The organism is Devosia sp. CN2-171, assembly GCF_049354815.1.
GTDB lineage: Bacteria > Pseudomonadota > Alphaproteobacteria > Rhizobiales > Devosiaceae > Devosia_A.
In genome coordinates this window covers 582,887-607,856 of sequence record NZ_CP186479.1, presented here as the reverse complement: position 1 = coordinate 607,856, position 24,970 = coordinate 582,887, and the positions used below count along the sequence as shown (strand labels likewise).

The 24,970-nt window shown below is 64.8% G+C and carries 22 protein-coding genes; 12 read left to right on the top strand and 10 right to left on the bottom strand.

Annotated elements, in window-relative coordinates; genetic code table 11:
- Positions 1 to 2: 2 nt before the first annotated feature.
- The gene (locus ACOYW5_RS03145) at positions 3 to 302 is read left to right on the top strand and encodes an SDR family oxidoreductase (RefSeq protein ID WP_423067806.1); all 300 of its coding nucleotides are present in this window, start codon (positions 3 to 5) and stop codon (positions 300 to 302) included.
- Here ACOYW5_RS03145 and aat read toward each other — a convergent pair.
- Positions 290 to 928, bottom strand: a complete 639-nt coding sequence (gene aat / locus ACOYW5_RS03140; protein WP_423067805.1) for a leucyl/phenylalanyl-tRNA--protein transferase — start codon at positions 926 to 928, stop codon at positions 290 to 292. The two genes, ACOYW5_RS03145 and aat, sit on opposite strands and share 13 nt — an antisense overlap.
- 97 nt (positions 929 to 1,025) lie before the next feature.
- Between aat and ACOYW5_RS03135 the strand changes: the two genes are divergently transcribed.
- Positions 1,026 to 1,979: an alpha/beta hydrolase gene (locus ACOYW5_RS03135; protein ID WP_423067804.1), complete on the top strand. Its 954-nt coding sequence runs from the start codon at positions 1,026 to 1,028 to the stop codon at positions 1,977 to 1,979.
- A 199-nt stretch (positions 1,980 to 2,178) separates the two neighbouring features.
- Here ACOYW5_RS03135 and accC read toward each other — a convergent pair whose 3' ends face one another.
- The 4 genes from accC to ACOYW5_RS03115 all read right to left on the bottom strand — a co-directional run bounded on the left by accC (position 2,179) and on the right by ACOYW5_RS03115 (position 5,502).
- The gene (accC, locus tag ACOYW5_RS03130) at positions 2,179 to 3,525 is read right to left on the bottom strand and encodes an acetyl-CoA carboxylase biotin carboxylase subunit (RefSeq protein WP_423067803.1); all 1,347 of its coding nucleotides are present in this window, start codon (positions 3,523 to 3,525) and stop codon (positions 2,179 to 2,181) included.
- A 6-nt stretch (positions 3,526 to 3,531) separates the two neighbouring features.
- Complete coding sequence (gene accB / locus ACOYW5_RS03125; RefSeq protein ID WP_423067802.1) at positions 3,532 to 4,032, bottom strand: acetyl-CoA carboxylase biotin carboxyl carrier protein; 501 nt, start codon at positions 4,030 to 4,032, stop codon at positions 3,532 to 3,534.
- Positions 4,033 to 4,042: 10 nt separating this feature from the next.
- Positions 4,043 to 4,477 (bottom strand): type II 3-dehydroquinate dehydratase, encoded by a 435-nt coding sequence (gene aroQ, locus ACOYW5_RS03120; protein ID WP_423067801.1) that lies wholly within the window; start codon positions 4,475 to 4,477, stop codon positions 4,043 to 4,045.
- Positions 4,478 to 4,572: 95 nt separating this feature from the next.
- Positions 4,573 to 5,502, bottom strand: a complete 930-nt coding sequence (locus tag ACOYW5_RS03115) for a DsbA family protein (RefSeq protein WP_423067800.1) — start codon at positions 5,500 to 5,502, stop codon at positions 4,573 to 4,575.
- A gap of 117 nt (positions 5,503 to 5,619) precedes the next feature.
- Here ACOYW5_RS03115 and ACOYW5_RS03110 point away from each other — a divergent pair, with 117 nt between their 5' ends.
- Positions 5,620 to 6,771, top strand: a complete 1,152-nt coding sequence (locus ACOYW5_RS03110) for a pyridoxal phosphate-dependent aminotransferase (RefSeq protein WP_423067799.1) — start codon at positions 5,620 to 5,622, stop codon at positions 6,769 to 6,771.
- A 7-nt stretch (positions 6,772 to 6,778) separates the two neighbouring features.
- On the top strand, positions 6,779 to 7,294 hold the full coding sequence (locus ACOYW5_RS03105) for a GNAT family N-acetyltransferase (protein WP_423067798.1): 516 nt from the start codon (positions 6,779 to 6,781) through the stop codon (positions 7,292 to 7,294).
- A gap of 22 nt (positions 7,295 to 7,316) precedes the next feature.
- On the opposite strand, the gene ACOYW5_RS03100 is transcribed toward ACOYW5_RS03105, so the two are convergent.
- Together ACOYW5_RS03100 and ACOYW5_RS03095 are read right to left on the bottom strand one after the other, a co-directional pair.
- The gene (locus ACOYW5_RS03100) at positions 7,317 to 7,691 is read right to left on the bottom strand and encodes a VOC family protein (RefSeq protein WP_423067797.1); all 375 of its coding nucleotides are present in this window, start codon (positions 7,689 to 7,691) and stop codon (positions 7,317 to 7,319) included.
- Positions 7,692 to 7,753: 62 nt separating this feature from the next.
- A complete protein-coding gene (locus ACOYW5_RS03095; RefSeq protein ID WP_423067796.1) occupies positions 7,754 to 8,443 on the bottom strand; it encodes a helix-turn-helix transcriptional regulator in 690 nt (229 codons plus the stop codon).
- A gap of 145 nt (positions 8,444 to 8,588) precedes the next feature.
- Here ACOYW5_RS03095 and ACOYW5_RS03090 point away from each other — a divergent pair, with 145 nt between their 5' ends.
- From ACOYW5_RS03090 to ACOYW5_RS03075, 4 genes are all read left to right on the top strand, one after another.
- Positions 8,589 to 9,404 carry a hypothetical protein gene (locus ACOYW5_RS03090; protein ID WP_423067795.1) on the top strand — a complete coding sequence of 272 codons (816 nt, stop codon included), beginning with the start codon at positions 8,589 to 8,591 and terminating at the stop codon, positions 9,402 to 9,404.
- Positions 9,405 to 9,511: 107 nt separating this feature from the next.
- Positions 9,512 to 9,892 carry a cyclic nucleotide-binding domain-containing protein gene (locus ACOYW5_RS03085; protein ID WP_423067794.1) on the top strand — a complete coding sequence of 127 codons (381 nt, stop codon included), beginning with the start codon at positions 9,512 to 9,514 and terminating at the stop codon, positions 9,890 to 9,892.
- A 144-nt stretch (positions 9,893 to 10,036) separates the two neighbouring features.
- Positions 10,037 to 10,624, top strand: coding sequence for a TetR/AcrR family transcriptional regulator (locus ACOYW5_RS03080; RefSeq protein WP_423067793.1), 588 nt, complete (start codon positions 10,037 to 10,039; stop codon positions 10,622 to 10,624).
- Between the two features lies 1 nt (position 10,625).
- Positions 10,626 to 11,339 carry a DUF4386 domain-containing protein gene (locus ACOYW5_RS03075; protein WP_423067792.1) on the top strand — a complete coding sequence of 238 codons (714 nt, stop codon included), beginning with the start codon at positions 10,626 to 10,628 and terminating at the stop codon, positions 11,337 to 11,339.
- Between the two features lie 63 nt (positions 11,340 to 11,402).
- Here the strand turns inward: ACOYW5_RS03075 and ACOYW5_RS03070 are convergent, their stop codons facing one another.
- A complete protein-coding gene (locus ACOYW5_RS03070) occupies positions 11,403 to 14,051 on the bottom strand; it encodes an Rne/Rng family ribonuclease (RefSeq protein WP_423067791.1) in 2,649 nt (882 codons plus the stop codon).
- 564 nt (positions 14,052 to 14,615) lie between these two features.
- Between ACOYW5_RS03070 and ACOYW5_RS03065 the strand changes: the two genes are divergently transcribed.
- From ACOYW5_RS03065 to ACOYW5_RS03050, 4 genes are all read left to right on the top strand, one after another.
- The gene (locus tag ACOYW5_RS03065) at positions 14,616 to 15,923 is read left to right on the top strand and encodes an N-acetylmuramoyl-L-alanine amidase (RefSeq protein ID WP_423067790.1); all 1,308 of its coding nucleotides are present in this window, start codon (positions 14,616 to 14,618) and stop codon (positions 15,921 to 15,923) included.
- 150 nt (positions 15,924 to 16,073) lie between these two features.
- Entirely contained in the window at positions 16,074 to 18,500 is a 2,427-nt protein-coding gene (locus ACOYW5_RS03060) for a penicillin-binding protein 1A (RefSeq protein WP_423067789.1), read from the top strand.
- A gap of 76 nt (positions 18,501 to 18,576) precedes the next feature.
- Positions 18,577 to 20,001 (top strand): alpha-L-fucosidase, encoded by a 1,425-nt coding sequence (locus tag ACOYW5_RS03055; RefSeq protein ID WP_423067788.1) that lies wholly within the window; start codon positions 18,577 to 18,579, stop codon positions 19,999 to 20,001.
- 142 nt (positions 20,002 to 20,143) lie between these two features.
- Positions 20,144 to 21,766 carry an AAA family ATPase gene (locus ACOYW5_RS03050; RefSeq protein WP_423069394.1) on the top strand — a complete coding sequence of 541 codons (1,623 nt, stop codon included), beginning with the start codon at positions 20,144 to 20,146 and terminating at the stop codon, positions 21,764 to 21,766.
- Here ACOYW5_RS03050 and ACOYW5_RS03045 read toward each other — a convergent pair.
- Both ACOYW5_RS03045 and ACOYW5_RS03040 read right to left on the bottom strand, forming a co-directional pair.
- Positions 21,740 to 23,605, bottom strand: coding sequence for a heavy metal translocating P-type ATPase (locus ACOYW5_RS03045; RefSeq protein ID WP_423067787.1), 1,866 nt, complete (start codon positions 23,603 to 23,605; stop codon positions 21,740 to 21,742). The genes ACOYW5_RS03050 and ACOYW5_RS03045 overlap by 27 nt on opposite strands.
- Positions 23,602 to 24,891, bottom strand: a complete 1,290-nt coding sequence (locus ACOYW5_RS03040) for a sensor histidine kinase (protein ID WP_423067786.1) — start codon at positions 24,889 to 24,891, stop codon at positions 23,602 to 23,604. The genes ACOYW5_RS03045 and ACOYW5_RS03040 overlap by 4 nt, the downstream gene beginning before the upstream one ends.
- Positions 24,892 to 24,970 lie beyond the last annotated feature (79 nt).

Sequence of the window (24,970 nt, the reverse complement as noted above, 5' to 3'; positions counted from 1 at the left end):
CAGTGGAGCACTACCTGCGGCAGCTGGCGGTCGAGAACGGTCCGCAGCAGGTTCGCGTGGTCTGGGTCCGCTCGCCCGGGTCGCCCGATGCCCCCGGCGTGCGCGCCGCCTGGCAGTTGCGGGCCGACGAATGGGGATGGACCTGGGACGCGGTGGAGAAGGAGTTCAGCAAGGACACTCCGCTCCGCCGGGTGACGCGCCTGGCCCAGGTAGCCGATGCGGCCGTGCTCCTTGCGTCCGATCTCGCGGCGGGCATGACCATGACGATGGCCAACGCCACCGGTGGGGCTCAGATCGACTGAGTGTCGATGGCGCGGAAATCGGCGCTGTGCTTCAGCGCCTCCGCCAGGCGCGCCTCGTAGTCCTCGCGCGGAATCTCGATGCCGCCAAAGGTGCGGAGGTGGTCGGTGACGAACTGGGTGTCGAGCAGCCGATAGCCGCCAGCGACCAGCCGGTGCAGCAGGTGAGCCATGGCGATCTTGGAGCAATCGGTCTTCCGGTGGAACATCGATTCGCCGAAGAAGGCCGCGCCGAGCGAAACGCCGTAGAGGCCGCCGACAAGGTCCGGACCATCCCAGACCTCGACGGTGTGGACAAAGCGGCGCTCGAACAGGGCGCCATATAGGCGCCGGATCTCCGGGTTGATCCAGGTGCTCTCGCGATCGACGCCCGCCGTGGCGCAGCCCTCGATGGTGGCGGCGAAGTCGGTATCGACTTTCACCTCATACGGGTGGCTCCGCAGCGTCTTTCGCAGGGTGCGCGAGATGTGAAAGTCGTCGAGCGGGATAATACCGCGCTTTTGCGGGCTGACCCAGAACAGGTCAGGTGAATCCGCGTCCTCCGCCATGGGGAAAATCCCGGCCTGGTAGGCCCGGACGATGAGTTCCGGCGTGAGCTCGATGGCGAAGGGATCGGTCTTGCGAGACATGGCGCGAATATGGGCCGCCCCGCGCCGGCCGACAATGGCGACAGTTGTCGCGTCAAATGGATTAGGCGATGGTCCGCCCACTGAATCGGGGGCACATATGGGTAGGTGGGTGAAGCGGGTCGGTATCGGGCTTGTCGTCCTGGCGGGGCTATACGTGCTCGCCGGCGCGATCTTCACCTCGGCGCTGCTGAACCATCTGCTGACCCCGGGTAGCATCGACTGGGGCGGGTATAGCAATCCCAATCCGCCCAAGGACCCGTTCGAGCTCGGTTATTTCGGCGATCCGCAGGCGGCGCTCGGGCTGCCGTTCGAGACCGTGCACTACGACACCGATCTTGGACCGGCGGAGGCGTGGTTCGTGCCGGCGGCGAACGTGGATGGGCCGTGGGCGATCTATGTCCACGGCGTCGGCGGCACGCGCGAGAATGGCTATCGGCAGCTGTCGATCCTCCACGAGGCCGGCATCCCGACGCTGATGATCACCTATCGCAACGACCGCGGAGCGCCCGCCGATCCGAACCCGCTCTTCAGCTTCGGCATGACCGAATGGCGCGACCTCGATGCGGCGGTGAGCTGGGTACTTACGCAAGGCGCGCCGAACGTGATCGTCGCGGCGGAGTCGATGGGCGGGGCGATTGCCGGACAGTTCCTCCAGCACTCGCAGCAGGCCGACAGGGTCGTGGCGCTGGCGCTCGATGCCCCGGCGCTGGATTTCAACGAAGTGGTGGCTGACAAACTGGGGGCACGGGCGCTGCCGTTTGCACGGACGCTGGCGGCCGCCGGGGTCGGAGTGTTCGATCTCTACCGCGGTGCCAGGCTGAGCGACGCCGTGAGCCTCGATACGGTGGCGAAGTCTCCCGGGCCGGTTTTCCTGGCGCACGGCACGGCGGACACGCTGGTGCCGATCACGACCAGCGATCGGCTGGTGGCAGAGCGGGTCGGGCCCATCACCTATCTCAGGACCAGCGCCAACCATCTGCTCTCCTACAAGGAGAACCCCGCGCGCTATCGCGAGGAGATGCTGGGCTGGCTCCGCAGTCTCGGCGACTGATCAGCGAACGACGATTCGGACGAGGAACGGCAGGCTGATCGCGGCGGCGACGACGGGAAGCATGATGACGATGGCGTCGAGGTAATCGATGAAGTGCAACATGGCAGTTCCTCACGGGTGTGAGGGGAACATGCAGCAACGCAACTGAACGGGCGCTGGAGCGCTCGTTCAGAAATCGTTAACGAATTGAAGGCCGCCGTCAGGCCTTGTTGTCCCTGAGGAACTTTTCAAGCCAGTGGATGTCGTAGTTCGCGGCAGCGATGTCCTTGTTCTGGATCAGGCGCTGGAACAGGGGCAGGGTGGTCTTGATGCCGTCGATGACGAACTCGTCCACGGCGCGGCGCAGGCGCTGCAGGCACTCCTCGCGGGTGCGGCCGTAAACGATCAGCTTGCCGATCAGCGAGTCGTAGTACGGCGGGATCGTATAGCCCTGGTAGACAGCGCTATCGACGCGCACGCCGACGCCACCGGCAGGGTGGTAGAACTGGATCTTGCCGGGCGACGGGGCGAAGGTCTGCGGGTCCTCGGCGTTGATACGGACCTCGATGGCGTGGCCGTTGAACACCACCTGATCCTGGCGGAGGCTCAGCTTCTCGCCCGAGGCGACGCGGATCTGCTCGTAGACGATGTCGACGCCGGTGATGCGTTCGGTGACCGGGTGCTCCACCTGCAAGCGGGTGTTCATCTCGATGAAGTAGAACTTGCCGTTCTCGTATAGAAATTCGATCGTGCCGGCGCCGGAGTATTTCAGCTTGCGCATGGCGGCGGCGCAGATCTCGCCGATCTCGAGCTGCTCGTTGAGCGGCACGGTCGGGGCAGGGGCCTCCTCCCAGACCTTCTGGTGGCGGCGCTGCAGCGAGCAATCGCGGGTACCGAGGTGCACGGCGTTGCCCTGGCCGTCGCCGAGTACCTGCACTTCGATATGCCGGGGCTGGCCGAGGTACTTCTCCATGTAGACCGACTCGTTGCCGAAGGCGGCCTTGGCCTCGGCGCGGGCGGTCGACCAGGCGGTCAGGACGTCGGCCTCGGTGTGCGCGACCTTCATGCCGCGACCACCGCCACCGGCAGTAGCCTTGATCAGGACCGGGTAGCCGATCTCGAGCGCAGTCGCCTTGGCCTCGGCGTCGGTCTTCACCTCGCCCGCCGAGCCGGGGACCACGGGAATGCCGAGCTCCACCGCCGTCTTCTTGGCGGTGATCTTGTCGCCCATGATCTCGATATGGTGCGACGAGGGGCCGATGAAGGTGATCTTGTGTTCGCTCAGGATGCGGGCGAAGCGCGCGTTCTCCGAGAGGAAACCGTAGCCGGGATGTACGGCGTCGGCGCCGGTGATCTCGCAGGCCGCCATGATCGACGGGATGTTGAGATAGCTGTCCTTGGCCGGCGGCGGGCCGATGCAGACGCTCTCGTCGGCGAGGCGCACATGCATGGCGTTGGAATCGGCGGTCGAATGGATCGCGACGGTCTGGATACCGAGCTCCTTGCACGCCCTGAGGATGCGGAGCGCGATCTCGCCGCGATTGGCGATGAGGACCTTCTGGAACATGCGGGGTTACTCGATGACGACGAGCGGCTGGCCGTATTCGACCGGGGCAGCGTCCTCGACGAGGATGCGGGTGATGGTGCCAGAGCGATGGGCCGGGATCTGGTTCATCGTCTTCATCGCCTCGATGATGAGGACGGTCTGGCCCTCGGATACTTTCGACCCAACGGTAGCGAAAGCCGGCTTGCCGGGCTCGGGCGAAAGATACGCGGTGCCGACCATAGGAGAGGTCAGCGTGCCCGGGTTGGACGAGAGATCATCCGACGCCGTCACAGCTGCCGCCGCGGCGCCTGCCGGCACGGTCGACGCCTGAGGGGCCGGCGCGGCGGCCGGAGCCGGAGCGTAGGCCGGCACGCTCACCTGCTGCACGCCCTGAGAGGGGTAGCTGCGGGTGACGCGCACGCGCACGTCTTCGCGCTCAATCTCGATTTCGGCGAGGTTCTGTTCGTTGAGCAGTTTGGCGATGGCCTCGATGAGGGCCTGGTCGGAACTCGGGGGCGCCTTGGTCATGTTGTGCCTCTTATAGTTTTTCGGCCAGTGCGTGGAGGGCCAGCTTATAGCCAGTCGCCCCCAGCCCGCAAATCACCCCGGTCGCCACCGGCGACACATAGGAATGATGGCGGAAGGGCTCACGGGTGTAGATGTTGGACAGGTGGACTTCGATCACCGGCAACCCGACGGCCCGAAAGGCGTCGTGGATGGCAATCGAGGTGTGCGAATAGGCGCCCGGATTGATAATGATGGCGTCGAATTGCCCCATCGCCTGCTGGATCCAGGTGACAAGCTCGCCTTCGATGTTAGACTGCCGGCAGGTGACCTCGAGACCGAGTGCCTTGCCCTCGGCAACGGCCATCTTCTCGATGTCGGCGAGCGTCTGCGTGCCGTAGGTCTGCGGCTCGCGGGTGCCGAGCATATTGAGGTTCGGGCCGTTGAGGATGAGTACGCGGTGAGCCATGGTCCGTGCCTTGTGCACCGGCCCCCCCAACGGGCGCAAGCGCGGCGCGGAGTAATGCACGAAAAAGGGCGGATTTGGGGCGGGAGACTGGTCTGTCAGCCCGGCTGGTCGGTCGGGGCCGGGCACGCGGTGGCCCCGCACGCCCGCATGTTGGCGATGCGCTGCCTCAGCCCGTCGAGGCCAATGGCGCCGGGGATGACTTCTTCGCCGATGATGAAGGTCGGCGTGCCAGTGATCTTGAGCTGGTCGGCGATCTTGTAGCTCTCCTGCAGCACCGCATCGACCTTGGGCGTCGCCATGCCCATTTCGAGGGTGATCGGGTTGAGCCCGAGATCGCTCGCTGCCTTGAGCGCGGCGGCCTTGTCGACCTGGCCGCGGCTGGTGAACAGCGCCTGGTGGAAGCTCCAGTAGTCGACATCGGCTTCAGCGACCTGCACTGCGACACGCGCCGCTTCGATCGAGTCTTGCGACAGGATCGGGAACTCCTTGAGGACGATCTTAAGATTCTTGTCCTCGTCGAGCAGCGCCGCGATATCGGGCAGGGACTGGCGACAATAGCCGCAGTTGTAGTCGAACATCTCGACCAGGGTGACGTCACCCTGCGGGTTGCCGAGAACGATCTGGCCGGGCGACTCGAACAGGGTAAGCCTGAGTTCGGCGATAGCCGCCTTGGTCTCGGCAATGCGCTCGGCGGTAAGCTCGGCATTGAGCGCAACTGTGACGCGCTGCAGGATGCGAGGGTTCTTGAGGAGGTAATCCTCGATCATCGGGTTGATCGTCGCGGCGTCGATCACGCCTTCGCCGGGGTGATTCTGCTTCGGCTGGCGCGCGACAAGGTCGGCGACAATGGTCTCGACGGCGGACTCCGTAAGCCCGACCGTGGACTTGGGCGCCTGGGCCACGACGTCTTCGGCAATGGCCCGCACCTGGCTTACGTCCACCGTCGGGCGCGTGGCGATTGACACACCCAGGCCACCGGCGAGGACGCCGACAAGGAGAACGAGGGTGGTCGTGAAGCGAGACATGAAAGCTCCGAAGCGGCCCGTTGTCGGCAAGCTCTAGCAGACGGTGGTGAATTTGGCATTGCCGGCCCCGCGCAATTCTAGTTGAGCCCCCAGCCCATTTCCCATAGCCAAGGCGCCATGCAGGACGAAAAGCTCACCGGCCTCCGGCCGTTCTACGTGATGGAAATCACCGCGCGCTCGAAGCAGGTCGAGGCGAGTGGTCGAACCGTCATGCATATGGAGTCGGGCGAACCCGGGGCGCCGCCGGCGCCAAGGGTTCGACAGGCCGTGGCGGCAGCGCTGGACGAGCCGCAGAAGTACACCCATTCGGCCGGACAGATCGAACTGCGGCGGGCCTTGGTCGATTACTACCAGACGCAACACCGGGCTGGGGTCGATCCGGAGAGCCTGATGGTGACCATGGGCTCGTCCTCGGGCTTCATCCTCGCCTTCCTCGCGGCATTCGGACGAGGGGCGAAGATTGCCGTGACCCGGCCGGGCTATCCGGCCTATCTCAACACCCTCGATGGCCTGGGCATGCAGGCGGTGGAGATCCCCGTAACGGCCGCCGCGGGCTGGCGGTTGACGGCGGCGGATATCGAAGCAGCCTACCGGCGCGAGAAGTTCGACGGGCTGCTGTTCGCTTCTCCCGCCAACCCGACCGGTGCCGCGGTGACGCGCGAGGGGCTCGAAGAGATCGTCGCGACCTGTGCCCGGCTGGGCGTCCGCTTCATCTCCGATGAGATCTATCACGGGCTCGACTACCGGGCCCCGTCCGTATCGGCGCTCGAGTTCACCCGCGACGCGATCGTCATCAATAGCTTCAGCAAATACTACTGCATGACCGGCTGGCGTATTGGCTGGATGGTGCTGCCCGAGGACATCATTCAGCGCACCTACATGCTTCAGCAGAACCTGTTCATCGCGGCGCCGACCCTGAGCCAGATTGCCGGCCGCGTGGCACTGGGCGAGCGCGATTACTCGGAGGAGCAGAAGGCGCAGTACGCGGTGAACCGGCATGCGCTGGCCGAAGGCCTCGCTCAGTTCGGCCTCGCGACCGCCGGCGAGGGCGACGGCGCCTTCTACGCCTATGTCGATTTCTCCCGCTACACTAACGACTCGCTGAGCTTCTGCATCGAGATGCTGGAACAGGTCGGCGTCGCGGCGACGCCGGGCATCGACTTCGACCGCCTCAGCGGCAACCGCTTCGTGCGCTTCTCCTATGCTGGCACGAGGCAGACGATCGACGAGGGGCTGAACCGGATCGAGAGGTTTCTCAAAGGAAGATAGGGCAGCCATGATCGGGCTTGCGATTCCGACTATCGAGACATCCCGGCTGCGGTTACGCGCGCCCGCGCTCGACGACTTTCCGACCTTCGAGCGGATCATGATGTCCGATCGAGCAAAATACATGGGCGGGCCGTTCGACCAATGGGGCGCCTGGGGCATGTTCTGCCACGATATCGCCAGCTGGGCGCTGTTCGGGCACGGTGGGCTGATGGTCGACAGGCGCGACGATGGCGTGCGCGTCGGCGAGGTGAGCATCAACCACGGGCCGCTGTTCCCCGAGAAGGAACTGGGCTGGATGCTCTACGATGGGTTCGAGAGGCAGGGCTACGCGACCGAGGCGGCAGCGGGGCTACGCGATTGGGCCTTCGAGGCGCTCGGGCTCACGAGCCTCGTTAGCTATGTGGACCCGAACAATACAGCCTCTGCTGCCGTGGCGCAGCGGTTGGGGGCCGTGCTCGATCCGGACGCCGTGAGGCAGGATCCAGAGGATCTGGTGTTCCGGTACAGGCGGCCAGCTCGATAGCCGCCCGTGCCGGTTGCCGTCATCAGCGCGGGTTGTCGGCCGGCACGAACGGACGCAGGCGATGGCCATCCAGGTCCTCGGCGACAAAGGTGTAGCCAAAGTCCATGTCCGTGGGCTCCTGGACGATCTTCAGGCCGAGCGTCTTCCATTCCTCAAAGCTTGCACGGACGGCGTCCTTGCTGTCTTCGGTGAAGGAGATCTCGACGCCGCCGGCGGCGTTCGGCCTGGGCTCCATTTCATCGGCTAGCCACAGCCCGATCTTGAGGCCGGTCGGGAGCACGTAGAGCACAAAGGTCGTCGCCTTCTCGACCGGCTCGCGGCCAAGCAGTGGAGTGTAAAGGTCCGCGCTTTTCAGCGGGTCGCGGACGGCGAGGAGGATGTAGTTGAGGGTGCGCATGGGCGTCTCCTGTTGTCGATGGAGACGGTCTAGCGGCGGTGACTGACAGTTTTCGGCAGTGGTCAGCTGGGACGGATGCCTTCGCGCTCACGCCACTCCTTGAGCATCACGGCCCGGCGACGCGGATAACGGTCGGGCAGGGCTTCCATCCGCGAGATGCGATCGAGCCGGAAGGTGCGGTAGTCCTGCCGCAATTCGCACCAGGCGGCGACGACGCGGACACGGTCGAAGAAGCCGATAGCGAAGGGCCAGACCGCGCGTTCCGTAGCTGAGCCATCGGCATTGCGATAGGCGATAGCGAGTTTGCGCTCGCTTCGGATGGCGAGTCGGATCGCGCCGAGATCGACCACGGCCGGAGTGACCTCGCCGGCGCCAACGAGGAGGGCCGCCCCCTCCACCGACTGGCGCAGATCCTCGGGCAGGACCGACGTGATCTTGGCAATGGCGTTCGCCGCCGCATCGCCCAGCCGCGCGTCCTCGGCGCGACGCGCAACCCAGCGGCTGCCGAGGACCAGGGCCTCGATCTCATCGGCTGTGAACATCAGCGGCGGCAGCGTGAAGCCGGGCCGGAGGACATAGCCAAGACCCGGTTCGCCCTGGATATCGGCCCCCTGCGCCTGCAGCGTAGCAATGTCCCGATAGAGGGTACGAATGGAGATCCCGAGCTCGCTCGCGAGGGCCGGGCCGGAAACGGGCGCCCGGTGGCGGCGGAGCAGCTGGATCAGGTCGAGAAGCCGTTCGGCGCGAGACATGGCGGAAGCCTACAGGATTTTGCGTCGGCAGCGACCGTTTGCATGTCCCGCGTGTTCGAGGTTCTGGCGAGAAGCAGAGCTTTCGTTCACCCTCCGCATGATTGAGTCGCCGTCTGCCGGAGTGCCCATGCCTGACCCGAGTCCCGTGATCACCGCGATCGGCAGTTGCCGGGTGTACGATCCGATCAGGGCCATGGAACTAGAGGGCCGGGCGCAGCTCAACCAGCAGCGCGTGTTCGGCTACGTGCACAATACCCGCGAGGTGCTGCAGCAACTGCGGCTGATGACCGGCGAGATGCCGCTGGCTGGCCGGCTGCGGCCGTTCCTGAACGTTCCCTCCCACTGGAAGTGGCTGCCGCAGGACGAGGCGTTCGAGCTGGGTGATCTCTTCGCGGCAACCGATTGTTTCGTAGTCGAAATCTCCTCGATCCGCGCCATTCGTTTCAAGGCGATGTATCTGCAGCTCAACCGCACGCGCGAATTGCTGGTGACCAACGAGGCGATCGAGAAGCGCTGGTGGCAACCGCTTGTGCGACTGGGCCGCAACGAACCTCTGGCCTACCTTCTGGCGAACACGCTTGCGCAGATGGAACCGGTGCATCGCGAGGTGATGCAGGAGCTGGTGTGCGCCGAGCAGTCGACCGCGGAGATCGTCAAGGACATCCGCGCCATCCGCGACGCGCTGCCGGGCCCCGTGCTGTTCGTCTCGCACTTCAACACCGATGCCGAAAGCGAGCCGATAGAACAGCGGCAGACGATCGTCGACGCGATGGGACAGGCGCGCCGGCGCTATGGCATAAACTTCTTCGACCCGACCGACCTGGTCCTCGACACCGGTCCTGCAGTCGCGCTGCTGGACGGGGCCCACTATCAGCCCCAGTTCGTTCCCGAAGTCGGGCTGGCATTGCTCGCGCAGGTATCGGCAATCGTCACCGCGGCGGAGTTGCGGTCGGCGGGGTGAAAGTCGTCCAGCGGCTTTAGATAGAATTAGGGCAAATACGGACGCGCTTTTGACTTCCAGCCCAGCTCGCGAGATTCTCTCCCGACAAAGTTGGGATGGAGGCTCGCTTGAAGCCCGAAAGCATCGACTTCCAGGTTTTGAGCCGCCTCGGCGGTGAGCGCCGCGAATATCGGGCGGGAGAGATCATCTTCCGCGCCGGTGAGTCAGCCAACGAGTTCTTCGTTGTCCGCGAGGGTACGGTGGCCGTCGACGTCAACGGCGCGATCATCGAGCGCCTCGGCTCATCCGAAATCTTTGGCGAGATGGCTCTGGTGGAGGCCAAGCCGCGCAGCGCCACGGTCGTGGCGGAGACGGACTGCGCGGTCGTGCCGATCAGCGAAAAGCAGTTCCTCGCGATGGTGGAATACGCGCCCAGCTTCTCGCTCGCGGTGATCCGGACCCTGGCCCACCGCCTGCGTCGGGCCAACGCGCACCGCCGCGCCGCTTAGGCATCAGGAGATATTGGTGCTGGCGAAACCGACCAACCGCCCGGCCGTTTGCGTTGCACGAAACTCGCAAATCATCCGCTTGACACATTAGAGCAATAACTCTAAACACCCTTCGTAGAGTTAATACTCTAATCGGATGGTGTGATGTCGACGACCAAGGACCGCATTCTCGACGCCGCGTTGGTGCTCTTCAATGAGCGGGGCACCGACAACGTCACCACCAACCACATTGCCGAGGCGCTCGGGATGAGCCCGGGCAACCTCTACTACCACTATCGTAACAAGGCCGAGATCGTACGGGCGCTGTTCGTGCGCATCCAGGACGAGTGGGCTGGCAACTACGCCATGCCGGAGGGCAGCACGCCATCGATCAAGATGATGGAAACCATGCTTGCCGGCAACTTCGCGATCCAGGCGCGCTACCGGTTCTTCTTTCGCGACCTGACCCTGCTGCTCAACTCCGACCCCGAACTGGCGGCGGCCTATCGCGCCAATCGCCAGGAGGGAATCGCCAATACCGTGTTTCTAGTGCGGCTCTTCGTCGAAGCCGGGGTGATCGAAAGCCCGGGCGACGCCGACGCCGTAGACGATCTCGCCCAGTTGCTCTGGCTGGTGGGCGATTTCTGGCTTGTCTTCAAGGATGTCGGCGGCGCGCCGTTCACGCAGGCCGACAGTGACCACGGCGTCCGGATGTTCCGGCGCATCCTCGCCCCATACCTCAAAGGACACTGAAATGACCACCATAACCCGCACGACCGGCTCGCTGCTGGTCGCGATCCCGCTCGTCTTCACGGCCGGCTTCACCGGCCTGCAGATGACGTTCGACTACCCCGATATCCTCCGCCATCCGGCGGGCGAAGTGCTGACGCGCTTCGCCGCGGCGGGGGCCGACCTCCACCTCTACTGGTACGCCATGATGGCTTCGGCGCTGGCGCTGATCCCCACGGTCATCGGCCTTGGCCTCAAACTATGGGAGCGCGATCACCTCCTCGCCGCTCTGTCCATCGGGGCAGGGGTGCTGGCTGGGCTGGTGCAGGCCCTCGGGCTGCTGCGCTGGGTGCTGCTGGTGCCGATGCTGGCCCAGAGCTACGTGGCACCCGACGCGAGCGAGATCAGCCGGCAGGTGGCGGTTGCACTGTTCGATGCGGCCAATCACTATCTCGGCATGGGTGTGGGCGAGCACTTCGGTTACTTCTTCACTGCCGGTTGGACGCTGGCCGTGAGCGGCTTGATCTGGCGTCGGCACAAGATTCTCGCGCTAACCGGTGCCATGATCGCGCTCGGGGTACTGGCCGGAATGGCTGAGCCTTTCGGCGTGCCGGCAACCGGCGCCATCAACTCGATCAGCTACACACTCTGGGCACTTTGGGTACTTGCACTGGGCGTGATCGTGCTGCGCGGAGACCGCATCGCCAAGGTCGCCCCCGCGACCGCCGCGCTGGCATAACGGACCCGAAAACAGAAGCGGCGGCCACATGGACCGCCGCTCTGTCATTTATTTCGGTCCGGCTTAGCCGCCGAGACCCAGCCGGCGCTGCCACCAGCCGACCTTCTTGGGCTTGCCGTCTTCGACGGCCTGCTCTTCAGCAGCAACGGTCGAGCTGGTGAGGATCTCACCTTCCGGAATTTCCTTCTTGCGACGACGCGAAGCGGCCTTCGCTTCGGGCTCCGGCGCAGGCGCAGCTTCGACCGGCGCCTCGGCGACGGTGGCAGCGGGAGCTGCCTCCTCGGCCACCGCTGCCTTGGGCTTGCGGACCCGCGTGCGCTTCGGCTTCTCGGATGGAGCCTCTTCGGCGACCGGAGCCTCTGCTGCCGGCGCTTCGGCGACTGGCGCCGACTCGACGACCGCAGCCGCTTCTTCGGTCACAGGCTCGGCCTTCTTGCGGCGGCCACGCTTCGGCTTTGCCGGGGCTTCCTCGGCTGCAGCCGGCGCTTCGGCAACGACAGTCTCGATCGGCGTAGCGACAGCCATCACCTCGGCGACGTCCTCGGCGGCCGGGACAGTGGACTCGGTTGCGACCTCGGACGGCTGCTCGGCGCCATCCTCGGGACGACGGCTGCGACGACCACCGCGACGACCACGACGGCGGCGACGACGCGGCTCGCCATCCTCGCTACGCGGCGCGCCGTCTGCGGTCACTTCACCTTCGGCGGCCTCGTCGGCATCCTCGTCTTCGCCATCCGCCGCAGCGGGCGCTGCCGCTACCGGCTGGCGCTGCTGCTGGGCCGGACGCTCCTCGCCACGATCACCGCCGCGACGGCGGCGACGGCGGCGGCGGCCGCTGCGCTCCCCACCTTCTTCGGAGGCGCGGGCAGGGCGCTCGCTACCGCTGCTCGCTTCTTCTTCCTCTTCGTCCTCATCGTCGACCGCCAGGTCGGCAGCCTCGGCTTCGGCATCGATCAGGGTGGCGGTGTCAACGCGGACATGCGCGCCGGCAGTCTCCCCACGCTCGAGCTGGCGGGCCTCGCCACGCTCGATGGCAAAGTGCGAGGGACCGACATGGTCATCGGCAACGATGGTGATCGACAGGCCGTACTTGGCCTCGAGATTGTTCAGCGTACCGCGCTTGGTGTTGAGGATGTAGAGCGCCACATCGGTCGGAACGCGGACGTTGATCGACTGGCCGGGCTTTCGGAGGACATGGTCCTCGACATTGCGCATGACCATGAGCGCGAGGCTCTCGACCGAACGGACGATGCCGGTGCCGTTGCAGGTCGGGCACTTGTGGGTCGAGCTTTCGACGACGCCGAAGCGGATGCGCTGGCGGCTCATCTCGAGCAGGCCGAAATGGCTGATCCGGCCGACCTGGATGCGGGCGCGATCGTTCTTCAGCGCGTCCTTGAGCTTACGCTCGACCGCCCGGTTGGAGCGGTTCTCGACCATGTCGATGAAGTCGATGACAATCAGACCGGCGAGGTCGCGCAGGCGCAGCTGGCGCGCAACTTCCTCAGCGGCTTCGAGGTTGGTCTGGAGCGCCGTGTCCTCGATATTGTGCTCTTTGGTGGCACGGCCGGAGTTCACGTCTATCGAGACCAGCGCCTCGGTCGGGTTGATCACCAGATAGCCGCCCGACGGCAGGGTGACCTGCGGCGAGAACATCTGGTCGAGCTGGCCCTCGACGTTGAACTTCGAGAATATCGGCGCATCTTCCTTGTAGAGCTGCACGTTCTTGGCGTGGCTCGGCATGATCATGCGCATGAAGTCTTTGGCTTCGCGGTAGGCGTCGTCGCCGGCCACGAAAAGCTCGTCGATATCCTTGTTATATAGGTCGCGGATGGTGCGCTTGATCAGCGAACCTTCCTCATAGACGAGGCACGGCGCCTGCGACTTCAGCGTCAGCGTGCGAACATTCTCCCACAGGCGCTGCAGGTACTCGAAATCGCGCTTCACCTCGGCCTTGGTGCGCGAAGCACCGGCGGTGCGAAGGATGATCCCCTGGCCCTGCGGCACCTCGAGATCGCCCACGATATCCTTGAGGCGCTTGCGGTCGGCGGCGTTGGTGATCTTGCGCGAAATGCCGCCACCACGAGCGGTGTTCGGCATCAGCACGGAGTAGCGGCCGGCGAGCGACAGGTAGGTGGTGAGAGCCGCGCCCTTGTTGCCGCGCTCCTCCTTGACGACCTGCACCAGCATCACCTGCCGGCGCTTGATCACTTCCTGGATCTTGTACTGGTGACGGCGCTGCGAGGGGCGGCGACGCTCCTGCACGTCGTCCATGGCATCGCTGCCGCCGACGCTCTCGACCGGCTCGTTGCTGGTCGGCGCCTGTTCGATGTGGCTGGCCTCGTCGCCGTCATCGCCATGATCGTCGTCGGCGACGGTCTCGGCCGGAGCAGCCGCTGCGGCGTGCTCATGCTCGTCGTCGTCGTGGCCCTCTTCGTCGCGCAGCAGAGCTTCACGGTCGGCGACCGGGATCTGGTAGTAGTCGGGATGGATTTCCGAGAAGGCGAGGAAACCGTGACGGTTGCCGCCATACTCGATGAATGCCGCCTGCAGCGACGGCTCAACGCGCGTCACCTTTGCGAGGTAGATGTTACCCCTGAGCTGGCGCCGGGTGGCGGATTCGAAATCGAACTCTTCGAGCCGGTTACCGCTGGTGACGACGATCCGTGTTTCTTCCGGGTGGATGGCATCCACCAACATACGCTTTGCAGCCATAGTAATCTCCGCGCCTTCGCGCGCCGACGCGGATAGACCGGCGAGCCGGTCCTCCTAGCGTGGCGCCATGCGAGGCGAATGGTTCTAGGAAAGTGGCGCGACTGGCGCCGGCAAAAGCTGCGGCGAGAACGCCGCGGCGAGACTGGAGAGCGACAGCAGCCGGAACCTCTATGACAAAAGCGCAACCGCTATTCGGGATCGCGTCACTCTTTGCCTGTCCGGTCGTCATCAGACCTCTTCCTTGAGAACCGGCCAGCCTACTGCCACCGGTCCTTCGATCCCCAAGGGGATCGAGATTCATATGCGAGGCGCCAAATGTGCCGCACTTCGGACCAACTACTCTGGTCCGCCGCTGCCACCCTCAGGGGCCGGGGGCGCCGATTGCGCCGCTCCAGCATATGGTGGGGGCAGCAGGCCGCCTCAAGATCGCTTTAGGGTTGTTGCCGCAAATTGGCAACAGGAAACTCCAAACGCTCGCGTACGCCCGGGTTCGGACGTGATCACATTGTTGCAATATCGACTTCCGGATCGTAACGCCGCAGAATCGCCGGACTGGTCTGGTGTATGGACGTGGTTCAGGGGAGCATCGTCGCCTTGTTGAAGTCTGCCGGTTCCGACGGCCATTCCGGCGGATTTACGAATGTTGCCAGCGTATTGCTGGTGCTGATCCTCAGTCTGTTTGCCGCCCTGCCGGCTTATGCGCAGCTCGAATCAATCGAGGATTACCCGGATGTCATCGACGCCCGCGTGACCTCGACGGCGGATCGGGCACGCCTGATCATCGATCTCAGCGGCCCCACGGAGTTCGCCATCGCTTCCCTTGATGGTCCGAACCGCATCGCAATCGACGTCAAGGCGTTCGACCTCAAGATCCTGGCCCCGGCCGACGTGGCGGGGAAAGGCATTGTTTCAAGCTACAGCATCGAGATGGCGGAGAAGGGGAGGGCGCGTACCTCCCTGACCCTGAGCGCGCCGGCGCAGGTGCAGCAGGCCTATATCCTCGACGCGGTGGCGGACCAGCCGGCCCGGCTCGTGGTGGACATCATCCCTGCCACGCAGCAGGAATTCGAGATGAAGGTCGCGGCCGACCTTGCCGCTTCCATTGCCAACCAGGGCGCACCGCCGCCGACGCAATCGACCAACCCGGGCACTCATATCGAGGCGGCAACGACCCGCCCGCTGGTCGTGATCGACCCCGGTCACGGCGGCGTCGACAACGGCGCTTCGGCCCCGAACGGTGTGCACGAAAAGGACATCACGCTCGCTTTCGCGCTGCAGCTGCAGAAGATCCTGATCGACTCCGGACGGTTCGACGTCGCCCTGACGCGCGAGGACGACACCTATCTCACCCTCAACGAGCGGGTGGATCTTGCCCGGGCCAACAAGGCGGACCTGTTCCTGTCGCTGCACGCCGACAGCTTCCAGGAGCCAGATATCCGCGGCGCCAGCGTCTATACCCGCGACGAGAATGCCACCGACGTGCTCGACAAGGTGCTGGCGGACGGCGAGAACCGCTACGACATCGTCGCGGGATTTGCGGTGCCCCAGGCCACTCCGGCGGTGATGGATATTCTCGTCGACCTGATGCGCCGCGAGATGCGCAAATCGAGTTTCCTCGCCGCCGAGGCCATCATCCACCAGCTCGAACCGAGCGTGGCGCTGCGGCGATTCCCGGTCCGGCAGGCCGACTTCTTCGTGCTGCAGGCGCCGGACGTGCCGTCCATCCTCGTCGAACTCGGCTTCCTGTCGAACGCCTCCGACATTGCCAACCTGCAGAAGTCGGATTGGCGCGACCGGGTGGTCGATGCGCTGGCGCGCGGCGTGGCCGATTATTTCGACCAGACGCAGAAGACGGCCGCGGCGCCGCAGTGACGAAATGGCAACGGCGGGGCCGAGCCGGTGCTCGCAAGTTCTTGAAAAGACGGCTTTGTCCACATTTCCGCCCTTGTCTGGTATAATGCCGCAGTCTATCGCGCCTGATCCGGCCTCTCCGGAGGCGCTCGCTCCAAGGTTCAGGTACTGATGCTCAGACTTCTCGGCTGGCTGTTCGGTTTCGGCGTGTTCTGTGCGCTCGGAGCTGTCGCGGTGGGCGCCGTGTATCTCAACCAGCTCAACGCGAGCCTGCCCGACTATACGGTGCTGAAGGACTATCAGCCGCCGGTGACGACGCGCGTCCACGCCGCCGATGGCACGCTGCTGGCCGAGTATGCGCGCGAGCGCCGCTTGTTCCAGCCCATCGAGACGATCCCGCCGCTGCTGATCGACGCCTTCATTTCGGCCGAGGACAAGGACTTCTACCAGCACTCCGGCATTGCCGTGGACGGCGTGATCCGCGCGCTGCGCGACAACGTCATGGCCCGCATCGACGGCAACGATTCCATTCAGGGTGGCGGTTCGACCATCACCCAGCAGGTGGCAAAGAACTTCCTGCTCACCTCGGAGCAGACCTGGGACCGCAAGATCCAGGAAGCGATCCTGGCGCTCCGCATCGAGTCGACGTTCTCGAAGAACAAGATCCTCGAGCTCTACCTCAACGAGATCTTCCTCGGTCTGAACTCCTACGGTGTCGCCGCGGCCGCGCTCAACTATTTCGACAAGGCGCTATACGAGCTGACCCTCAGTGAAGCGGCCTACCTCGCGGCGCTGCCCAAGGGCCCGAACAACTACCACCCGTTCCGCCGCACCGAGCAGGCGATCGAGCGCCGCAACTGGGTGATCGATCGCATGGTCGAGAATGGCTATGTCACGACCGCGGATGCTGAAAAGGCCAAGGCCGAACCGCTGAACGTCAAGCCGCGCACCTCGGGCAGCCAGGTTTACTCGGCAGAGTACTTTACCGAGGAAGTCCGGCGGCAGCTCGGCAAGCTCTATGGCGAGGCCGAACTCTATGGCGGCGGTCTGAGCGTGCGCACGACGCTGGACCCGCACCTGCAGGAATTTGCCCGCAAGGCGCTCATGCATGGCCTCACGAGCTACGACCACGGCGAAGGCTTCCGCGGTCCGGTGGCCACCGTTGATATCTCCGGCGACTGGGGCGTGGCGGTGAATGCGGTCAAGCCGCTCAGCGACGTCCCGGAGTGGCAGTTGGCCGTGGTGCTCCAGATGGGCGACAACGATGCCCGCATCGGGCTCAGGCCCGAGACCGATGTCGAGGGCAAGGTCGTGGCCGACCGTGCCACGGGCACGCTGTCCGGTCCGGACGTGAAGTGGGTCAGCAAGAAGCTCGGCTCGCTCCTCAAGCCCGGCGACGTGATCTACGTCTCGAAGCTCGCCGATAGGGAAGGGGCCTACACCCTCGAACAGGTGCCGGAGCTGGAAGGCGCCCTCGTCGCCATGGACCCGCGCACCGGCCGCGTGCTCGCCATGGTGGGCGGCTTCTCCTACGCCGAATCTGAGTTCAACCGCGCCACCCAGGCGATGCGCCAGCCTGGTTCGTCGTTCAAGCCGATCGTCTATTCGGCGGCGCTGGACAATGGCTATACGCCGGCCTCGGTCGTTCTCGATGCGCCGGTCGAAGTTGTGAACGCCGACGGCTCGATCTGGCGGCCGGAAAACTACGCGCAGGAGTTCTACGGCCCGCAGACGCTGCGGCGCGGCATCGAGCGCAGCCGGAACGTCATGACCGTGCGCCTAGCGCAAGATCTCGGGATGCCGCTGATTTCCGACTACGCCAAGATGTTCGGCATCTACGACGACCTGAACCCGGTGCTCGCCATGGCGCTCGGCGCCGGCGAGACGACCGACATGCGCATGACTTCAGCCTACGCAACGATCGCCAACGGCGGCCGCAAGATCGTGCCGACGCTGATCGACCGCATCCAGGATCGCTACGGCAAGACCATCTACAAGCACGATGAGCGCGTCTGCGACGGCTGCGTGGCGGACGGCTGGCACAGCCAGGGCGAGCCGCTGATCATCGACAATCGCGAGCAGGTGCTCGACCCGATGACGGCCTACCAGATCACCTCGATGATGGAAGGTGTCGTGCAGCGCGGCACCGGTACCGGCGCCAAGTCGTTGGGCCGTCCCGTAGCAGGCAAGACCGGTACCTCGAACGACTACAAGGACGCGTGGTTCATCGGTTTCACGCCGGAACTGGCGGTGGGCGTCTATGTCGGCTTCGACACGCCGCGCAACATGGGCAGGCAGGCCACCGGCGGCGAGATGGCCGTGCCGATCTTCACCGACTTCGTCGCCGAGGCACTCAAGGGCAAGCCGCCGACCCCGTTCAACATGCCCGGCGGCATGGCGCAGGTCTGGATCGATCCGGGCACCGGCGTGAAGGCCAATGGTGGTGACCAGGCGATCTACGAGGCGTTCAAGCCGGGCACCGGCCCGAACCTCGTGACCTCGGTGATCGGCGTCGACTCGAACGCCTTCCAGGCCATCCAGCAGGGCCAGGACCCGGCCGCAACGGATATGACGCTGGGCCGCGGCGGGCTGTTCTAGGAACGGTTGCCATCGACGTCCCGTATGTGGATGGTGGCGTCCAGATTCCCGCCAGCGCCTTCGTTCGGAACCACAATTGACCACCCAGATCGACCGCATTGCAGAGGCATCCGCAGTGCGGCCCACGCCGCGCCAGCTCGCGTGGCAGCAACTTGAGTTCTACGGCTTCATCCATTTCGGCATGAACACCATGACCGATCGCGAATGGGGCCTCGGGCACGAGGACCCGGCGCTGTTCAACCCGGCACAGCTGGACGCCTACCAGTGGGTGGAGAGCCTGAAATCCGCCGGCATGAGGGGCGTGATCCTCACCTGCAAGCACCATGACGGCTTCTGCCTGTGGCCGAGCGCGCTCACCTCGCACTCCGTCGCTTCGAGCCCGTGGAAACAGGGCAGGGGCGATGTCGTCGCCGTGGTGGCAGCGGCCTGCTCTGCTCACGGCCTGAAGTTTGGCGTCTATCTCTCGCCTTGGGATCGGACCGAGCAAAGCTATGGCGCTGGAACGGTTTACGATGATTTCTTCGTCGGCCAGTTGCGGGAGCTGCTGACCGGCTATGGACCGGTGTTCTCCGTCTGGTTCGACGGCGCCAATGGCGAAGGCCCGAACGGCAAGACCCAGCTCTACGACTGGGACCGCTACTTCTCAGCGGTGCGCGAACTGCAGCCTGATGCCGTGATCAGCGTCTGTGGCCCGGACGTCCGCTGGTGCGGCAACGAGGCTGGACATACGCGGCAGAACGAATGGAGCGTCGTGCCGGCATCGTTGCGCGACGCCGAGCGGACAGCATCGCGATCGCAGAAGGCCGATGATGGCGGCTTCTCGCGCCAGGTGCGTTCCGATGAGGAGGACCTCGGCAGCCGTGAGGCCATCCTTGCCAGCAGTGATCCGCTCGTCTGGTATCCGGCCGAGGTGAACACCTCGATCCGCCATGGGTGGTTCTATCACGCGAGCGAGGACGACCACGTACGATCAGTCGACGAGTTGTTCGATATCTACTGCAGCAGCGTCGGCGGCAACGCGACGTTCCTGCTCAACGTGCCGCCCGATGCCAATGGCCGGATCGCCGACCCGGATCGCCGGACGCTGGCAGCGCTCGGACAACGCATCGAAAGCCTTACGGCGCGCGACGTTGCCTCAGAAGCGCAGCTGTCGGTGTCTGGCGGCCAGCTGACCGCGCGCAGCTGGCGAACTGCCGGCGCTGCCGACCGACCGTCCTTGGTGCTCGCCTGGGACCAGCCGATCGTGATCGATGGGGTCATCGTCGCCGAAGATATCGCCGATGGCCAGCAGATCGACGGGCTGCTGGTCGAAGCCCAGCTCGTGGACGGCCGCTGGGTCGAGATGGCAGAGCTGCAGTCGATCGGCTACCGCCGCATCAGATCGTTCGACGCCGTGACAACGCGCCAACTCAGGCTGACGATCACAAGCGCGCGGGGACCGACCAACATGAGCCTGCCGGCAGTCGTGCGTCACGTCGCAAGCGCAGCCAATGGTGGGTAACCGACTGGCCGGGGGTACCCTCCGCGAGTTACGGTGACTCCGTTTCCCGCTAACCCATTGATTTTAAACACCCGCACTTCGTCGATTAGGGCGATCCTCACCTTGATCGCGGGGATGCTTGAGGATTCTTGCGCTCGGCGGAATGCCGGCGTGGCATGGTGCGACAATGACGAACTGGCATGTCATCACCGGTGGCCCTAGTTCGGGCAAGACAACGATGATCCGCCTGCTGGCTCAGCGCGGCTATCGCACGACCATCGAACACGCTCGCCACTTCATCGACACCCAGCGGGTCACAGGCAAAAGCGTAGCTGAAATTCGTGCGAACCAGCGTGAGTTTCAAAGATCTGTGCTGATGATGCAGCTGAAGCAGGAGCAAGCACTTGATCCTGACGAGCTGTACTTTCTGGACCGTGCTCTTCCCGATTCCCTGGCCTACTATCGGTACTTAGGGCTCAAGCCCGAACCGGAATTGCTGGCAGCGCTGAAGACGACGTCGTACCGAAAGGTATTCGTGCTCGATCTGCTGCCGCTTGCGGAGGACTATGCAAGAACCGAGAGTTCCGTCGCTCAGCGCGAGATTCATGCGATGCTGATCGAGGTTTACGAGGGCCTTGGCTATCCCGTCGAGCGCGTGCCCGTCCTCCCGGTTGAGCAGCGGGTCGAGTTCATCTTGTCACGGGTTGAGACAAAGCCGCAGTTGGGTCATGTCGGTCCGGACGGGGCCGACCGCCGACACAGCTTCGCCAATGTGTCGCCCCCGGCCTCCCTCTCGCCCTCACCAGTTACCCCCTCAGCCACGACCATCGCTTGGCTCGAAGCAGGAGATGTCTCGGTTCAGTATCAGGCTCGACGCGATCTGGAAGGCCATGCCGATGCAGCACTGCAAAGCAGGATCGCAACGGAAGGCTGGGGGGCGGCCTTTCTGGCGCGGAGGAATGCCGACCAGTCCTGGGGGCGTGGCTTCTACCAGCCCAAGTGGACGAGTTCTCATTACACACTGCTCGACCTGAAGATGCTGGCGATCTCGCCAGTGCATCCGCTCATTCGAGCAAGCGTCCGCAAGATAGTCTCCGAGGAAAAGAAGGCCGACGGTGGCATTGGTCCCGGGAGATCGATCCCGGTAAGCGACGTATGCGTGAACGGCATGTTTCTCAACTACGCAAGCTACTTTGGCGTACCCGAGAACGAGCTCGAAAGCGTAGTCGACTTCATTCTCGCGCAGCGGATGACCGATGGTGGCTTCAACTGCCGGTTGAACCGCTCCGGCGCGCACCACAGCTCCATGCACTCCACGCTATCCGTGCTCGAGGGCATCAGCGAATATGCTCAGAACGGCTACAACTACCGGATCACGGAGTTGCAGCACGCTGCCGAGGAGGGGCGAGAGTTCCTCCTTCGGCACCGGCTGTTCAAATCAGATCGGACGAGCCTCATTATCCGACAGGACTTCCTGCGGCTGAGCTACCCCCCGCGATGGAAGTACAACATCCTCCGAGCCCTCGACTACTTTCGCGCCTCGGGCTCCCTTTGGGACCCGCGCATGTCAGACGCCGTCGCTGAACTGGTATCGAGGCAGCGTGAAGACGGGCGGTGGTTGTTGGCAAGCGCTCACCCGGGAGAAACGCACTTTGCCATGGAGACGGCGGGCCAACCCAGCCGGTGGAATACGCTATTGGCACTACGGGTGTTGAGATGGGTCCCCCGACAAGCAACGACAGACGAGGTGCGCCTCAAATCACCGCAAAGCCCTGAGGGCGTTTAGGATGACCACAATATCGATGGCTTCCTGAAACAGGGCTCCGGCCACTGGCGGCAGGAAACCGAACGCCGCGAACAGCATTCCTGCAAGCGATAGAAGCAAGCCGCCAGCGACGCTCTGCGTGGCGATTGCTCGAGTACGGGCTGCGATCTCGAGTGCGCCCAACGCGCGGTCGAGGCGGTCGACCAGGATCACGACTCCGGCCGTTTGCGACGACGCAGCCGAACCGAGTGCGCCCATCGCCACACCGACCGTGGCCGCTGCCAGCGCCGGTGCATCGTTAACGCCGTCGCCCACCATCATCGTGGGGGCATGCGCGGCCTCCCGCCGCACTACGTCGAGCTTGGCCTCAGGTGTGAGATCGCCGATTGCGGCGGTCACGCGTATTCGCGTTGCCAAGGCATCCACAACTTCCTGTCGGTCGCCTGAGGCGAGCACGATCCGCTGAACGCCATGCCGCGTGAAGCCCTCAATGACGTCGGCAGCGTCGTCTCGCAGTGGGTCGTGCAGGACGATGATGCCGGCGAGCCTGCCGTTGACAGCAGCTGCGACGACAGCGGCGCCAGACTCCAGTCCGGCCCGCAAGGCATAGGGATCGCCTTCGCTGCGGGCGGCTACGTACCGGCTCCCCCCGGCGGTCACCTCGTACCCGTCGACGCGGCCCGAAATTCCGGCGCCAGTCTCTTCGGTCACCGCCAACGGTGGTTCAAGCACCAACTTCCGACGGCGGGCCTCGGCGACCAGCGCCTGCGCGATGACGTGGTTGGAGGCCTGGTCGAGCGAGGCGACGAGGCGCAACAACTCGTTTGCGCCCAGCCATCCGTCGAAGGTGCGGATATCAGCGACATGGGCCACTCCGTGCGTAAGCGTGCCGGTCTTGTCGATGATGACTGTGCGCACTCGGGTCAACGCTTCGAGCGCCCCGCCATTCTTGATGAGAATGCCCTGACCGGCGGCTCTCGATATGCCGGAGATCAGGGCCACCGGTAGGGCGAGGATCAAGGGGCACGGGGTCGCGACCACGAGCACCGCCAGGGCACGCAGGTGGTCGCCGCTCGACCACCACGCGGCGCCGGCGATCACCACAGTCACCAGCAGGAACCACACGGCGAGGCGGTCGGCTACTCGGACCACGGGAGCTTTGCTTTGTTGAGCTTGCTCCACCAGGCGGACAATGTGCGCATAGGTGCTCTCGTCCGCGGGGTGCGTGACCGTCATCTCGAAGGCGTCGCCGGCATTGATCGAGCCGCTCAACACCGCTTCGTCCGCCATGCGGCTGACCGGCAGCGGCTCGCCCGTCAGGGCAGACTCGTCCACAATGGCCGTTGTCCCAACGACCTTGCCGTCCACTGGCAACGTGTCGCCGGCCCTGAGCAAAATGAGGTCGCCGGGAACAAGCTCGCCGATCGGCACCTCCTCCAATGTGCCGTCACGCTTGCGCATGGCAGTACGGGGAACGCGGCCCAGCAGCGCCGTCAGCTCGCGCTTAGCCCGCCCCTCGGCGAACTGCTCGAGCAGCTGGCCGCCGGCATACATGAGCCCCACCACATTGGCGGCGAGGGCCTCGCCGAACAGCAGCGCCGCAGTCATCGACAGCGCGGCCACGAGATCGAGCCCGACCGAGCCTTTACGCAAGCTGGTGACGATCTCCACGAGCAGTACCAGCAGGATCGGCAGTGTCGCTCCTGACCAGATCACACGCGACGCATCGGTCGATCCGGCCATTGCCGCTACGCCGCCGGTGGCAAGACCGGCAAGGGCCAGCACGACAAGACCCAGTCGCGGCGAGAATGGAAGGGCCGCGATCCATGGCGACTGGGGCAGGGTTGTCGTGTCGGTCATTGTGCCTCTCGTCGCGGCAGTTTGATCACCGCTTCAACACCGCTGGTCGTGCCAGGAACCGGGGAACTCAGGGCCAAACTTCCTCCCGCCTGTTCAATGATCCCTCTTGCGATCGAGAGGCCGAGGCCGCTGCCATCGGCGGTGGTTCCACCGCGCACAAAGGGCCGGCCGAGCTGGGCGAGCTCTGCGGGATCGAGGGGAGCCCCCTCATTCTGGATGTGCAACGTGTTGGCCGGCCCGACGAGCACTCGCACCGGCGCTGTTGGCGCACCGTGCTTCAAGCCGTTCTCGATGAGATTGCGCAAGACGATGGCGAATCCGTCCGGGTCCATGGCTGCGGGAAGGGTCTCTGCAGCGCCTGGGTCGAACCGCACACGATCGCGCCATGCCGTGCTGGCGTTTATGTCGCGAACGACCATCTTCAGTGCGGGCAACTGGTCGATCTCGCTGTCGGCCTTCGCGAAGCCCGCTTCGATGCGGGCCAGTTGCAGCAGCTTCTCAGAGAGTTGTGACAGGCGCTTGAGCGCGGCCTCGATCTCGCGTACGCGCCCGATCTCGGGCTTCCCGGCAAGCTCGTCTGCCAGCTGCTGCGTCTGGGCGAGCGCACCTGCGATGGGGGTCCGCAGCTCATGGGCTCCGCGCGCTGCAAAGGCCCGCTCGGCGTCGAGCGCAGATTTCAGCCGTCCGAGGAGCGCCCCGACCGCATCGGCAATGGGTGCGAGTTCGGCCGGATGGCGGTCGGAATGCAGCGGCTCTAGGTTGCGGCTGTCCCGTTGTGCGATGTCGTGGCGGAGCGCCTCAAGCGGGCGCAAGGCAAGCCGCATAGCCAACCACACACCTCCGGCGATCAAAGGGATAAGGGCAAGTAGCGGCAAGCCGAGAGCCGCGACGCTGTCCCGCAATGCCGTGACGCGTCGATCACTCAACTCGATGATGACGATCGAGTAGCCGGATCGCAGATCATCGAGCGCGAAGGTTCGTTGCCCGTCGAGTTCGCCGAAACCCTCCGGCGGCTCACCGGCGGGGATGTCGTCACGAGCGTGCTCGTCGCGCAGCACCAGAGTTCCGGCCTGGTCCCGGACGAAATAGGTGAAGCTCGCGTCGTGCTTGACGCCGTCCCGGGGGAAGTCGTCCTCGTCGCCATCGCCGTCTTCCCGGTCACCGCTGACTATCAACCGGTCCACGCCGTGGTCGCGCTCTCTCAGGTCATGAACGGCCAGCGGCAGGAGCCGCAGCGCACTCGCGCGCAGGCTGTCATCATAGGCTTCGTTGAGCTCGTGCTGCATCACAGATACGGAGATCGTGGCAGCGCCGGCCCACAGTAGTGCCATTCCAGCGCTCAGGCCGAGCGCAAGCCGCGAGGCG